This is a genomic window from Wolinella succinogenes DSM 1740 (assembly GCF_000196135.1).
Taxonomy (GTDB): domain Bacteria; phylum Campylobacterota; class Campylobacteria; order Campylobacterales; family Helicobacteraceae; genus Wolinella; species Wolinella succinogenes.
The window spans coordinates 1,258,170-1,271,458 of record NC_005090.1 but is presented as its reverse complement, the minus strand read 5'-3'; the positions used below and the strand labels follow the sequence as shown (position 1 = coordinate 1,271,458).

The window sequence follows — 13,289 nt, the reverse complement described above, 5'->3', positions numbered from 1 at the left end:
ATTTTTTGATGAAAATTTATGGCATTAAGAGTTGCGGGAGCGTGAAGAAGGCTTTGAGTTTTTTGGAATCACGAAAGATTCCCTATGAGTTTGTCGATCTGAAGCTCTTCCATCCCACTAGACCTGATATTGAGCGGTGGCTTAAGAGCCTCACAATCAGCAAAATCTTCAACTCTCAAAGCGCTACCTATAGGAATCTTGGACTCAAAGAGCTGGCTTTGGATGAGGAGGGGAAGATTGAGTGGCTCACCAAGGAGCCCCTTTTGATCAAAAGACCTATCATAGAGCTTGGCTCTGGCGAAGTGATGGTGGGATTTGACCTCAAAGAGTATGAAAGCCGCTTTGATGACTAAGGGGTTCATTGTAACTTTGGCACTCGCGGGGGGACTACTCCTCTCAGGCTGCTCCTTTAAGACGCCAGCCCCCAAGCCGCTCTCCTCCTTCTCGCAAGATCCCGCTCTCTATCTCGCCTCCTCTTATGCCCTCGATCAAGAGAGAGAGCAAGCCTTAGCCAAGGATTATCTCACACGCCACCTCTCTCCGTGGAGCTCCACCGCCCCTAGGGAGAATCGCCTCTCGACCTTTTGGGGTTTAAGAAGCGCGAAGAGCCATCCAGGCTATGGAGAGAATCGACTCCCTAATTCTAAAGAGTGGATAGAGAGGCTAGAGTATGAGATGAACGAAGAGGGCTATCCAAGCCTGCTTGAGCCAGGAATCATCACTCAAGATACTGATGCACGCGTGATGCCCACCCACAAGCCTCGATTCTATGATTTTAAAAAGGCGGGAGAGGGTTACCCTTTTGATTATTGGCAAAACTCCTACCTCTTTTCTGGCACGCCCGTGCTCATCACACACGCCACGCGCGATAGGGAATGGTTCTATGTGGAAGCCTCTTTTGTGAGCGGATGGGTGCGATCTTTGGCTGTGGCGAGGGCTTCTTCTGCGTTTAAAGGGGAAGTGGAGGGAGTTTTGGGCTGGGCGATTCCTTTAAATGATTCGATTCCTCTTTATGACTCACAAGGGGAGTTTTTGGATCGCGCACGCCTTGGCAAGCTCTATCCTATTCATGCATTAGAGGGTGAAACACTCACGCTCAAAGTCCCCAAGCGAGGAGCTAGCGGAGAAGCGATATGGCAAGAGAGCCAAGTGAGTCGAAGCGACTTTGCCCCTTTCCCCCTCTCCTTTACTCCAGAAAATGGAGCGAGACTCGCTGCCAAGCTCATGGGTGAAAAATATGGCTGGGGAGGGATGTATGGGAATCGTGACTGCTCCGCTATGGTGCGTGATCTAGTGGGTAGTATGGGGGTTTGGCTTCCCCGAAACTCGGCGGCGCAAGCCAAATTTCAAGGGGGTTTTGTCGATCTCTCCGCCCTAGAGCCTAAGGAGAAGGAGAGCAGAATCCTAGCTGAAGCGATTCCTTGGGCGAGCCTCCTCTATCTCAAAGGGCACATCATGCTCTATATTGGCGAGCACAAAGGGCGCGCTATGGTTTTGCATGACGCTTGGGGGATTAGGACAGAGGGGAGTGAAGGCGAGGGTCGATTGATCCTTGGCGGAGTGGTGATCACCGACTTAAGCGTGGGCGAGGGAGTGGAGGGAGTCAAGGAGAAGAGCCTCCTTCTTCATCGCTTGGAGGGTTTTAGGAATCTCCTCTCGCCGCTAGAGATCAAGAAGCCCTAAATGACTCCTCCTCTGCTCTCCTGCGAGGGAATTGGCTTTGGCTATGGCAAAGAAAGGGTGATTGAGGGGGTGAATCTAGAGCTTCATCAAGGCGAGCTGTGCGCCATCATCGGCCCTAATGGCGGAGGGAAAAGCACCTTTGGGAAGATTGTCGTGGGTCTTTTGGAGCCCCAAGAGGGAAGAGTGCTTCATGAGGGGAAAAAGAGAATGGGCATGGAGGGGGTGGGGTATGTGCCTCAGGACACCTCGCTGAACAAGGATTTTCCTATTCGCGCGATTGATGTGGTGCTGATGGGTTTTCTGAAGCCCAAAGGCTTTGGGATGCACGCCCCAAGCCAAGAGGAACAAAAGCGGGCGATGGAGCTACTAGAGAGCCTTGGGATGAGAGGGTTTGCCCGCCGAAGAATCGGAGATTTGAGCGGAGGGCAACGCCAAAGAGTTTTAATCGCGAGGGCTTTGGCGGGCGATCCAAAGCTTTTGGTGCTGGATGAACCCACTGCAAGCATTGATGCACGTGGACAAAGGGAGATTTACGCTTTTTTAAAGGAGCTAAGCCAAGAGAGGGGCGTGATAGTGATTAGCCATGACGTCTCTTTGCTCAAAGGGTACGCTAGCAAGGCGCTCTATATCAATCATGAGGCGGTGATGCACACGCTAGAAGAGATTCATCGAGTCCTTCCTGTTGCTGATGAGCATCTCTGCGAGGTGGAATTTTTGCAGGCATTTGAACACAGAGAAGAGGAGAAGCGAAGGAGTGAGCGTGAGTGAATTGCTTGGTTATGAGTTCATTCAAAACGCTCTTTGGGCCTCGATTCTCATTAGTATTTGCAGTGGAATCATCGGCTCACTCTGTGTGGCGAACAAGACTGTCTTTTTGGCGGGCGGGCTGGCGCATGGAGCCTATGGCGGAATAGGAATCGCGGTCTTTTTTGGATTCTCAGTGATGCTGGGTGCCTCTCTTTTTGTCCTCTTCTTGGCGCTTCTCTTGGCCTACCTCTTGCTTCATGCCAAAGAGAGAATCGATGCCATTATTGGCGTGATTTGGGCAGTGGGGATGGCGCTTGGAATCATCTTTATTGATCTTACGCCGGGCTATAGTGCGGATTTCATGAGCTATCTTTTTGGAAGCATTATGGCGATTTCCAAAGAAGATCTCTATATCGCGCTTGGCTATGATCTCCTGTTGGTGGGTTTTATCGCTCTTTTTTATCGGGCGATTCTTGGATTCTCTTATGACGCCGATTTTGCAAGACTCAAAGGAATCAATACGCCTTGGCTCTCTTCGCTGATTCTCCTTTTCATGGCGCTTGGCGTGGTGATCAGCATGAGGGCAGTGGGGCTTATCCTTGTGATTGCTCTTTTGAGTATTCCCGCCTATATGGCTGAGCGTCTCTCCTCTTCTCTTCACCAGATGATGGTGATCGCTTCGCTCCTCTCTTGGTTTTTTATTGTGGCGGGATTGGTACTCTCCTATCTTTATGATCTCACTAGTGGAGCGGTGATCATCGTGGTGGCGGCCTTCTCTTTCTCTCTTTTGCTCCTAGGACAAATCTTATACAAAGGAAACCAGCGATGAATAATCACGAAAAAATCGCTCTCAAAGCGGTCAAAATCTCACTGTTGGCGTTGCTTGTGCTACTTATTCTAGGGAGTGGGTGTGGGTGGATGTTGCTCAATCAAACCGCCGCCGTGGCGAAAATGAGTCATGAGCAAAAGGAGTTGGAGCGGCGGGTGGAGAGCCTTGAGGCTCAGCTCACCGCAATCCTCTCCAAGGAGTGAGGGAGGGGTTAGAGAACAACGTTCTCAATACCCAAGCAAGCCTTGATGGCTCGAAGTTCTTCGATCACCTCTTTTTTGACATCATCGTCCACGATAATCACCGCAAGTGCTTGATTGTGGTTGTTGCGTCCGAGTCTGAAGTCAGCGATGTTGATTTGATGCTTGGCTAGCGTGGTGCCAATCATGCCAATGACACCGGGAACATCGGTGTTTTTAAAGAGAATCATTCGTCCTTTGGGCTCAATATCTAGTCCAAAGCCATTGATTTCAACGATTCTTTGGACGTTTTCATCAAAGACGGTTCCGCTAAGCGTCATAATATCTTTTTCGGTGGTGAGCTTCACGGTGATCTTGTTTTTGTAGCCCCCTTGAGCACTTTTGGATTCGCTCTTTAGCTCAATCCCTCTCTCGGTTGCGACATAGGGAGCGTTGACATAGTTGACCTTGTCTCCTAGGCTTGCATTGAGCGCGCCAACGAGTCCAAAGGTGGAGAGAGAATCGATGTATTGGCTAATCTCGCCCTCGGCGATGATTTTAAAGGAGTGAATGGGGGCTTTGTTGGCTTGAGTGGCAAAGAATCCCATCTTTTGAACCAACTCGAGATAGGGCTTCACAAAAAGTGGTAGCTCGCTCTCTTTGATAGGAAGATTGAGGGCGTTGGGATAGTTAGAGCCTCTCGCGGCCTCAATGGCAGCCTCAGCGGCTTGAATGGCAATCTTTTCTTGAGATTCTAGAGTGTTCGCGCCAATATGGGGCGTGACATAGACATTGGGAAGGTCAAGTAAAGGGTTGTTGGTGGCGGGTTCTTTATTGAATACATCTAGCCCCGCCCATCGAATCTTGCCGCTTTGAAGCCCCTCATAAAGAGCCTCTTCGTTATAGAGATTTCCTCTGGCACAGTTGATAAGAATCACCCCATCCTTCATCTTGGCGATCTCTTCTTTGCCAATTAGGTTGATGGTCTCTTTGTTTTTAGGGGTGTGGATGGTGATCATGTCGCACGCTAAAATATCATCAAAATTAGAGGTGTAAGCAATGCCTAGATCCGTTGCTTTGGAGGGCTTGATGTAAGGGTCATAAGCAATGACGTTCATCTCAAAGGCTTTAGCTCTAAGCGCTACACGACTTCCGATGTTTCCAAAGCCGATCACGCCTAGTTTTTTATCCTTGAGTTCTGTTCCATACCAATCTTCGCGCTTCCAAAGGCGAGCGTTTTTGAGTTGGTCGTTCGCCCCAGGGAAGTTGCGGCAAGCGCTTAGCATATGGGCAAGTGTCAGCTCCACCGCGGCAATGGTATTAGCGGTGGGAACGTTCATGACGACAATCCCCTTACGACTGCAACCATCAATATCCACATTGTCCACGCCCACACCTGCTCGAACCACAGCTCGAATCTTTTTGGTCGCCTCTAAAAAAGCAGAATCCACATCTGTGGAGCTTCGGGTGATGGCGATATCAGCATCTTGCAATAGGGGCAAAAGCTCGCTTTTGGGAACAGAAGAAGCATTGAGAAGTTCAATATCAGCCTCTTTAGCTAAAAGGTCTAATCCCTTTTGGTGAATATGGTCACATACAACGATTTTATGTTTAGCCATGATCTATCCTCGGTTGTTAAGATTGATGAAGTTCGTAAGTGATTTCGTACCGTTGAAGCTCTTTGAGAACGCTTCGCAGGTAGGCTTCGTCTTTGGTGGTGACGATGAGGCGAATATCGCCTCCAGCCTTGTAGTAGGCGTAATCGATTCCATGAGCCAAAAGCACTTGATTAAGACAGAAGAATCGATAAGGATCCAGCTCGCCCACCACCACGCGAAAGGTTTTGAGGGCGGCAAGAGAATCCTTGGGGAAGTCAAGCTTGACATGGAGTTCAGGGGCAGGGTAGAGATAGGCAGGTGTCTCTTTTCCTGAAAATTTGCTTGTCCAAGAGAGAGGAGAGAATCGCCCCTCTCTCTTGGGGGCTTCTGCCTCCATGGGGCTTTCAAAGGAGAGCTTGGCGGTATCGCTCAAGGTTTGAAAATAGACAAATGCCATCGCCCCCGCCACACCCAAGGTCGAGAGGGTCAAAGCGATGATGAGGGGTCGATGCTGCATAGAAGATCGTTAGATTTGATCTTTAAGGATATCTCCGAGAGTCATTTTGTCATCGGAGTTGAAGGCCTTCATGCTCTCCTTCTCTTTTTTGCGCTCCAATCGTCTTACAGAGACTCGGATTTTGTTGTTCTCTTTGTCGATCAAAGAGATGACTCCTTCAATCTCGTCGCCGATATTGAGCTCCTCTTTTTTGAGAGGCGCGAGGTCTTCGATTCGGATGAGGGCATCGATTCCATCTTCTAGGTTGATAAAGACGCCAAAATCTTTAATGTCGCGGATTTTTCCAATCACGCTATCATCGATTTGGTGATTTTTGGCGAAATCCTCCGCAGGGGAGGCGATAAGGCTTTTTCGGCTTAAGGAGACACGCTCTTTATCTTTGTCAATTTTGACGATTTTAACCTCAACCTCGTCCCCCTCTTTCATCACCTCTTTGCATTTGCCATTCTTCTCCCAAAAGGCATCTTCGTTATGGAGAAGTCCATCAATAGCCCCAATTCGGATAAAGGCACCAAAATCGGTCAAAGTGGCCACAGCGCCCTTGATCACATCGCCCTCTTTGTGGGTTTTCATGAATTGCTCAAAAGGCTTCTCTAGAAGTTTCTTGAGGGAGACGCGAAGTCGGCGTTTTTTGGTGTCGATCTCGATCACTTCCACATCAATCTCTTGGCCTGATTTGAGGTACTCTCCAGGGTGCTTGATGTTTTTATCCCATGAGATCTCAGAGATATGGAGGAAGCCCTCAATGTCATTGCCTAGATCCACGAATGCACCATAGGGCTCTACATTGCTTACGGTGACATTGATCGCATCGCCCACTTCAAGTTCATTCTCAATCTCTCTCCAAGGATCATCCACGGTAGCCTTGATGGAGAGGGAGAGGCGCTTTTTCTCTTCGTCATAAGCGATCGCTTTCACGCTCACCTGATCACCCTCTTGGTAGATCTTGGAGGGGTTGACGGGACCTTTGTAGCTGATCTCGGTGTAGTGCACCAAGCCCTCTACGCCATCCACTTCGACAAACATTCCAAAGCTGGTGATCTTTTTGACCACTCCAGGAAGGGGTTCAGTTGCCTCAAGAAGCTTGGCGGCACCCTCTTTTTTGACCTTGTTGTCTAGCTCAAAGAATCGCTTACGAGAAACGACAATCGTGTCATCTTCGGGCTTGATGTTAATGATGCAAGCTTTGATGGTTTTGCCAAGATTCTTGGCATCCTCTTTGAGGGCAGACATGAACTTGGGCATGAAATACTCCAAGCCCTCTGATTCGATCACATATCCGCCTCGATTTTTCTTGGTGATCACCCCCTCGACAACCACATCTCGGTAGTCTTCGCCAAACGCAGCGATCTTCTCTTTGAGTTTCTCGCGTCGGATCGCTTTTTGGTGAGAGATCATAGGGCGCTCGTTGCGATTGCCTGTGATGATGATAGGGAGCTCGTCACCCGCTTTGTACTTGGGCTTGCCCTCTTCGTCCAAAATCTCAGCAATGTTGATGCGTCCCTCAATTTTTTCGCCTACATCCACTAGCACAGTGTCATCATTGATGGCGACGATAGTTCCTTTGGTGATGGTTTCGTTTTCGCTCTTTTCCCAAGACTCCTCTAGCATAGAGGCGAAGTCTTCATCTTCGCCTAGGTGTTCGTTGTTAAACTTCTGATTCTCGACCATTGTAACCCTTTGTCAGTATTTGTTGTTAGATTCTTTCGCGTCTTAAGCAAATTATACTTAATCATTCCTTTGCTCGCTATAAATTAGCCCTTATACCCTTCGATAGTTCGCACGACTCTTTCAATGATCCACTCGGGTGTAGAGGCGCCTGCCGTCACTCCGCAGGTCTTCTTGTTCGTAAACCATTGAGGATCAAGTTCGCTCTCATCTTCAATGAGATAGCTATCCTGGCAGTGCTCTAAACAGATGGAGAGGAGCTGCTTGGTGTTGGAGGAGTTTTTTCCTCCAGCAATGATCATGATATCGACCTCTTGACTGAGGTGGCGTGCCGCCTCTTGGTTGTCAAAAGTGGCATTGCAGATGGTGTTGAATATCCTCACCTCGGCACATCTTTGAACCAAAAAACTGGCTACACCCAAGAAATCTTCGATTTTTTTAGTGGTTTGAGAAACCAACGCCACCTTCTCTTTGAGCTTGGCCCCAAAGAGCTCTTTGGGGCTCATCACCACGATGGGTTCGCTGGAGGAGTAGCTCATCACCCCTTGGACTTCAGGGTGGTTGATGTCACCAAAAATGATGATTTGGTACCCCTCTTGACTCATGATTTCACAAATTTTTTGCGGTTTGGTGACAAAAGGGCAAGTGGCATCAATAATCTTCTCGGCACTTTGAGTGAGCTTGGCCAAATCGTCTTTTGGAATTCCATGGGTGCGGATGATCACTTCAGAGCCTCGAGGAAGATTTTCGACGCTCTCTTCGACCGTCACACCAAAATCATTTTTGAGGCGTTCGATCTCTTTTTTGTTGTGAATAAGAGGCCCTAGAGTGATTCCTCCTTGGTGTGATTCAGCGAGTTTGATCGCCCGCTTCACCCCAAAGCAAAACCCATGTTTATCGGCTAGTTTGACTTTCATGGATTACCTTTGCGATGGAGGAGAGGATTTCAAGGAAGTTGGGGAAGGAGACATCAATGCAAGCCGAATCGTTAATGGTTAGAGGCACTACCAAACCCGCTAGAGCAAAACTCATAGCGATTCGATGGTCTCCATGGCTATCGATAGTGACTCCGCCTTGAAGCGTTCCGCCCGTGATCTCATAGCCATCTTCAAACTCCTCCACTTCAACTCCAAGGAGACGAAGATTGTTCACTACGACGCTGATACGATCGCTCTCTTTGACGCGAAGCTCTTTAGCGTTTTGGACGCGACTTTTGCCTTGGGCGAGTGCCATGGCGATGGCTAGAGCAGGGAGCTCGTCGATAAGCCAAGAGATTCTTTCGCTCACGGTGATCCCTTGGAGGGTGTGGTGGGAAACCTCAATATCGCCGATAGTTTCGTAGGTTTCAGAGGTGATGGAGTAGTGGAGGCGAGCTCCCATTGATTCTAGAACCTTGAAAGCCTCGATACGGGTGGGATTGAGGAGGACATTTTGGAGTTTCACCCTAGCACCAGGGATAATCGCAGCGGCGACTGCAAAGAAAAAGGCACTAGAGGGATCGGCAGGGATTGTCATTTCTAAAGGGTCAAGGCGTTTTCCAAGAAGAGGAAAAAGAGTCAGTCTGCCTTCTTGGTCTTCATCAATTCTTGCCCCCATGCCGCGCAACATTCTTTCAGTGTGATCTCGGCTTCTCTCGGGTTCACTAAAAAAAGAGGCCTCTTCGCCCTGCAAAGCGGCAAGAATCATGGCGCTTTTGACCTGCGCTGAGGCGATGGGGCTTTGATAATCAAAAGCCGCCAAAGGACGCCCAAGAATCGTTAATGGAGCGAGATTTCCCTCATCTCGTCCAAAAATCTGAGCCCCCACGCTTTGAAGGGGTTTGACGACACGATTCATGGGGCGTCGCCTCAAATAGGCGTCTCCGTTGAGAACAAAATAGCCCTTGGAGGCGGCAAGCAATCCCACATATAGGCGTATCGCCGTCCCAGCATTCCCGCAATCAAGCACATCAAAGGGTTCTTTGATTCCTGAAGGAGGCGGGGTGAAGACCATCCCCTCTCCCTCTTTTGTCACTTCGAGTCCAAGCTGCTGAGCGATTTGGAGCGTATGGAGCGTGTCTTCACCTTGCAAATAGCGGTGAATGCGAGCGGGACTAGAGGAGAGAAGGGAGAAGATCGCGCTTCGATGGGAGATCGACTTATCGGAGGCGATGTTGGGAATCTCTATCTCAAAACCCTCTTTAAGGGGAGTGACTTGGGTGATTCTCATCGGAGTTTAGCTCCAAAGCGGTGGTTTAAAAGATCCAAAACTTTCTGCGTGATGGAGACAATCTCCTCCTCTTCAAGCGTCTTGGAATCAGATTGGATAAGCAGGCGAATCGTGAGACTGATTTGCTCCTCATCAATCTTTTCATCGGTGTAGATATCTAGCGGGAATAGCTCCTTGATCTCGATGATTCCCAGCTTTTTGATCTCTTGGCGTAGAGCGCTAAAGGGGTGATTCTTGCCAATGAGCACCGTGAGGTCTCGCTGCAATTTGGGGAACTTGGAGAAGCTTTGGGCTTGGATCAGGCTTGGCTTTAGAGCTTCAAGATCGATCTCGGCCACAAAGGTCTCCTCTAGGTCAAACGCCTCTTGGGCGAGGGGATGGAGTTTGGCGATCGTCCCGATTCGCTCCCCTTTTTGGATGATGTAGGCGCACTGGGCGGGATGAAAGAGTTTTTCGCTTTGAGGGGCGCGCTGCTCTAGGGAAAACTCTCCAATCACCGAAGCAATCTCTTCGGCAAAACCAAAGAGACTCCACTTTTCTCCCTTGGGATAGGGATAGATCGCCTCTTTTTTAAGTCCGCTAGCCACAAACGCTAAACTAAAACGCTCTTGACGTGCGGCGGTGTAGGTTGAGCCCATCTCAAAGAGGGCGATTTGAGAGTAGCCTAAATTCTTGTTGCGAACCACCGAATCGAGCAGCGAGAGCAAAAGGGTGGGGCGTAGAGTGTCTAGCTCGCTCGTAATAGGATTGAGCAGATCCACGCTCTCATCTATCGTCGTGTAGCCCCACTCTTTAAGGCGGCTTTTTTGATTAAAAACAAAGTGAATCGTTTCATTGAACCCCGCTACCATGGCGCGTTTCGCAAGAGAACGGTGGTGTTTGTAGAGGATATACTCCTCATCGGTGCGTCGTTTTTCGGCGAAATAAAGGGGCTTGGCAAGAATCGTGTCAATTCCCAAAAGCCGTACAATCTCCTCGGCAATATCTTGTTTGTTATGAATGTCATGCCTAAAAAGAGGGGGGCGAATCGCCAAAAAGGAGTCATCTGAAGCCAAATCGACTTCAAATTTAAGGCTTTTAAGCAAGGAGACCACTTTGGTTTTGGGCACCTCTTGGCCGATGAAGGCGGAGAGTGAGTGGAGATCGACCGTAATGGTGGCAGGCTTATAGTTTTGGGTGATCTCATGGGTGCCTGAATAAATGAGGGCTCCACCCATTTTGTGAAGCGCGGAACAAAGAAGCGTGATTCCTGAAGGAAGATGGGGGTTGCTTCCTCTGGAGGCTCGATAGAAGAATCGCGTCTCTTTCTCGACTTTAGAGCGGGCGACCCCCTCAGAGATGATCGCAGGAGGGGTGTAGCTTGCTTCCAAAATTACCACCTCAGGCGCATCAAGGGGCATGGTCTCTCTGTTTTGTGAGACGCCAATGGTTGAGAGTTTCTTCTCTCCTGCGTAGACCGATTCTAGTCCGTTTTCATCTTTTTTGATCATGATGGAAGCCTTGAGGGGCTTCTCGTCAGAGGTGGAGGCAGGGAGGCAGGCATCATGGCGATAAGCCTTGATGGAAACCCCGCTTACTAGCGTGGCGTATTGGATGAAGTTTTGCAACACGCTTTCGCCAAGGAGGTCGTTGTAGGCCAGGGTGAGAGCGATAGAGAGGGGAAGCTTGAGCTCGTTAAGCTGAACGGTTTTATAAAGGAGAGAGGAATCAAGCTTGCCCTCATGAGAGACTTGGAGGAGGCGACCGATTCCTAGGACATTGTCCTCTTCCTGCTCTTTGGGGTACTCGCTAAAATCAAGATCATACGCCGCCGCGAGCTCTCTAGCGACTCCATAGAGGCTTAGACAGTCACCTCGGTTGGGGGTGATATCGATCTCAAAAATATCATCGCTAAAAAGGGGGTATTCGTGGAGAGGCTTGCCAAGTTTGAGTTCTCCAATAGAGGAATCAAGAATCATGATTCCCTCATTGAGCTTTGGAAATCCAAGCTCGCTAGAGGAGCAGATCATCCCTTGGCTCTCGATTCCTCGGAGTTTTGCCTTTTTGATGGTGAGAGTGTCGCTGATCTTAGCCCCTTCTAAAGCCACGGCTACCCACTGCCCTGCGGCAACATTTTTGGCGCCGCAGACAATCTGGCGCCGCTCCTCGCCAATATCGACTTGGCAGACATTGAGCTTGTCAGCATCGGGATGCTTTTCGCACTCGAGCACTTTTCCAACAACCACCCTATCGGGAGCGCGGAGTGAGTGGAAAGAATCGACCTCAAGCCCGATATCGTTTAAGGTCTTGTAGATTCTTTGGGTGGGGATGGCTGAGAGATGAACAAAGGGGTTGATAAGGGATTTGGTGAAAATCATCGAAACTGCTCCAATACTCTTAAGTCGCTCTCAAAAAAAGCGCGAAGGTCTGAGACGGCGTGAATGAGCATGGCAAAACGCTCCACGCCCAGACCAAAGGCGTATCCGCTTACATTTTTGTAACCTACGGCTTTGAAGACATTTTCATCCACCAAGCCGCATCCAAGCACCTCAAGCCAGCCTGTGTGAGAACAGACGCGACACCCTTCGCCATGGCAGAAGATGCAGCTGATATCCACCTCAGCACTTGGCTCTGTGAAGGGAAAGAAGCTTGTTCTAAAGCGCACCTGCACCTCGCCAAACATAAAGCGGAGGAAATCTTCCAAGATGTACTTGAGGTTGGCAAAGGAGACCTTCCCCTCTTCTTCGACCACGAGCCCCTCCACTTGGTGGAACATTGGGGTGTGGGTGAGGTCATAGTCTCTCCTAAAGACGGCTCCAGGGCAGATCATGCGAATGGGGGGAGTCTCTTTCTCCATAGTGCGAATCTGCACGGGTGAGGTGTGGGTTCTAAGAAGCATCCCGTCTTTAAAATAAAAGGTGTCTTGCATATCCCTTGCAGGATGATATTTTGGTAGGTTGAGAGCTTCAAAATTGTGAAAATCATCCTCGATGAGAGGACCGCTTTTGATGGCAAAGTTGAGAGAGACAAAATAGTCAACAATTCTCTCCATGGTGATCATGACAGGGTGGGCGGAACCAACTCCTTTGGAGGGGGCAAAAAGAGTCATATCAACCTTCTCTTCAAGAAGCTTTTTGTGCAGCTCCTCGGTGGCGATGATCTCTTTTTTGAGCGTCCACTCTCGCTCAAACTCCCCTTTGAGTTGATTGAGTTCTTTGGCCTTCTCCTTCTTCTCTTCTTCGTCGAGATTCTTAAGGAGGGCAAACTGAGCCGTCAAGATTCCTTTCTTGCCCAGCGCCTTGATACGGAGTTCCTCTAATTCAGCAGAGCTTTGAGCGCTCTTGATCTCATTGATTAAGCTATCCAACGTCGGTGTTCCTATTGAGTTGTTCAATTTGGCGATATTTTAGTTAAAAATAGTTTACATAGAGATAACTTTTCTAGTGACCCCAAAAATCGCTATAATTGCCCTCTGTATAACGATTGAAGAAGCCTGAAAAAAGGAGAGAAGATGACTCTATTTGAACGAATTGTCGCGGGAGAGATTCCTTGCAATAAAGTGCATGAAAACAGTGATTTCCTAGCTTTTCACGACATCAATCCCAAGGCCCCCATCCATGTGCTCGCGATTCCTAAAAAGTGCGCTAGAAGTTTTCAAGAGGTGGATCCCTCTTGGATGGGGGGGATGACCTCTTTTATCCAAGAGGTGGCCAGAAAACTGGGGCTAGATGAGGCGGGCTATCGTGTGATCACCAATATCGGGTATGACGGCGGACAAGAGGTTCCTCATCTCCATTTTCATATCCTTGGGGGGACTAGACTTGCTTGGGTGGATCTAAGGGAGAATGAAAATCAGGCCAAAAAGAGTCTTTGAGGGGGGG

13 protein-coding genes are annotated in these 13,289 nt (G+C 49.1%); 6 read left to right on the top strand and 7 right to left on the bottom strand.

From position 1 onward, the window contains the following. Window positions 1–8 precede the first annotated feature (8 nt). From WS_RS06310 to WS_RS06290, 5 genes are read left to right on the top strand one after another with little or no spacing between them, the layout of a single operon-like run. Window positions 9–353: an arsenate reductase family protein gene (locus WS_RS06310; protein WP_232013717.1), complete on the top strand. Its 345-nt coding sequence runs from the start codon at window positions 9–11 to the stop codon at window positions 351–353. 16 nt (window positions 354–369) lie between these two features. Next, window positions 370–1,683: an SH3 domain-containing C40 family peptidase gene (locus WS_RS06305; RefSeq protein WP_158305205.1), complete on the top strand. Its 1,314-nt coding sequence runs from the start codon at window positions 370–372 to the stop codon at window positions 1,681–1,683. Then, window positions 1,684–2,451, top strand: a complete 768-nt coding sequence (locus WS_RS06300; protein ID WP_011139178.1) for a metal ABC transporter ATP-binding protein — start codon at window positions 1,684–1,686, stop codon at window positions 2,449–2,451. Next, window positions 2,444–3,259, top strand: coding sequence for a metal ABC transporter permease (locus WS_RS06295; protein WP_011139177.1), 816 nt, complete (start codon window positions 2,444–2,446; stop codon window positions 3,257–3,259). Before WS_RS06300 ends, WS_RS06295 begins: the two co-directional genes overlap by 8 nt. Further along, on the top strand, window positions 3,256–3,462 hold the full coding sequence (locus tag WS_RS06290) for a DUF5408 family protein (RefSeq protein ID WP_011139176.1): 207 nt from the start codon (window positions 3,256–3,258) through the stop codon (window positions 3,460–3,462). The genes WS_RS06295 and WS_RS06290 overlap by 4 nt, the downstream gene beginning before the upstream one ends. A gap of 8 nt (window positions 3,463–3,470) precedes the next feature. Here WS_RS06290 and serA read toward each other — a convergent pair whose 3' ends face one another. The 7 genes from serA to pheS all read right to left on the bottom strand — a co-directional run bounded on the left by serA (window position 3,471) and on the right by pheS (window position 12,775). After that, on the bottom strand, window positions 3,471–5,057 hold the full coding sequence (gene serA / locus WS_RS06285) for a phosphoglycerate dehydrogenase (RefSeq protein WP_011139175.1): 1,587 nt from the start codon (window positions 5,055–5,057) through the stop codon (window positions 3,471–3,473). Window positions 5,058–5,073: 16 nt separating this feature from the next. After that, complete coding sequence (locus WS_RS06280; RefSeq protein ID WP_011139174.1) at window positions 5,074–5,553, bottom strand: hypothetical protein; 480 nt, start codon at window positions 5,551–5,553, stop codon at window positions 5,074–5,076. Window positions 5,554–5,562: 9 nt separating this feature from the next. Then, window positions 5,563–7,224, bottom strand: a complete 1,662-nt coding sequence (locus WS_RS06275; protein WP_011139173.1) for a 30S ribosomal protein S1 — start codon at window positions 7,222–7,224, stop codon at window positions 5,563–5,565. Window positions 7,225–7,307: 83 nt separating this feature from the next. Further along, entirely contained in the window at window positions 7,308–8,138 is an 831-nt protein-coding gene (locus WS_RS06270; RefSeq protein WP_011139172.1) for a 4-hydroxy-3-methylbut-2-enyl diphosphate reductase, read from the bottom strand. Next, window positions 8,116–9,429, bottom strand: coding sequence for a 3-phosphoshikimate 1-carboxyvinyltransferase (gene aroA / locus WS_RS06265; protein ID WP_011139171.1), 1,314 nt, complete (start codon window positions 9,427–9,429; stop codon window positions 8,116–8,118). The genes WS_RS06270 and aroA overlap by 23 nt, the downstream gene beginning before the upstream one ends. Next, the gene (pheT, locus tag WS_RS06260; protein ID WP_011139170.1) at window positions 9,426–11,786 is read right to left on the bottom strand and encodes a phenylalanine--tRNA ligase subunit beta; all 2,361 of its coding nucleotides are present in this window, start codon (window positions 11,784–11,786) and stop codon (window positions 9,426–9,428) included. Before pheT ends, aroA begins: the two co-directional genes overlap by 4 nt. After that, window positions 11,783–12,775: a phenylalanine--tRNA ligase subunit alpha gene (gene pheS / locus WS_RS06255; protein WP_011139169.1), complete on the bottom strand. Its 993-nt coding sequence runs from the start codon at window positions 12,773–12,775 to the stop codon at window positions 11,783–11,785. The genes pheT and pheS overlap by 4 nt, the downstream gene beginning before the upstream one ends. A gap of 144 nt (window positions 12,776–12,919) precedes the next feature. Here pheS and WS_RS06250 point away from each other — a divergent pair, with 144 nt between their 5' ends. Beyond that, entirely contained in the window at window positions 12,920–13,282 is a 363-nt protein-coding gene (locus tag WS_RS06250) for a histidine triad nucleotide-binding protein (RefSeq protein WP_011139168.1), read from the top strand. Window positions 13,283–13,289: the final 7 nt, after the last annotated feature.

What these genes read in the sequence shown, in the direction of transcription:
- WS_RS06310 (WP_232013717.1), top strand. Translation starts at nt 9, where the DNA reads ATGAAAATTTATGGCATTAAGAGTTGCGGGAGCGTGAAGAAGGCTTTG.
- aroA (WP_011139171.1), bottom strand. Translation starts at nt 9,429, where the DNA reads ATGAGAATCACCCAAGTCACTCCCCTTAAAGAGGGTTTTGAGATAGAG.
- serA (WP_011139175.1), bottom strand. Translation starts at nt 5,057, where the DNA reads ATGGCTAAACATAAAATCGTTGTATGTGACCATATTCACCAAAAGGGA.
- WS_RS06250 (WP_011139168.1), top strand. Translation starts at nt 12,920, where the DNA reads ATGACTCTATTTGAACGAATTGTCGCGGGAGAGATTCCTTGCAATAAA.
- WS_RS06290 (WP_011139176.1), top strand. Translation starts at nt 3,256, where the DNA reads ATGAATAATCACGAAAAAATCGCTCTCAAAGCGGTCAAAATCTCACTG.
- WS_RS06270 (WP_011139172.1), bottom strand. Translation starts at nt 8,138, where the DNA reads ATGAAAGTCAAACTAGCCGATAAACATGGGTTTTGCTTTGGGGTGAAG.
- pheT (WP_011139170.1), bottom strand. Translation starts at nt 11,786, where the DNA reads ATGATTTTCACCAAATCCCTTATCAACCCCTTTGTTCATCTCTCAGCC.
- WS_RS06275 (WP_011139173.1), bottom strand. Translation starts at nt 7,224, where the DNA reads ATGGTCGAGAATCAGAAGTTTAACAACGAACACCTAGGCGAAGATGAA.
- WS_RS06280 (WP_011139174.1), bottom strand. Translation starts at nt 5,553, where the DNA reads ATGCAGCATCGACCCCTCATCATCGCTTTGACCCTCTCGACCTTGGGT.
- WS_RS06300 (WP_011139178.1), top strand. Translation starts at nt 1,684, where the DNA reads ATGACTCCTCCTCTGCTCTCCTGCGAGGGAATTGGCTTTGGCTATGGC.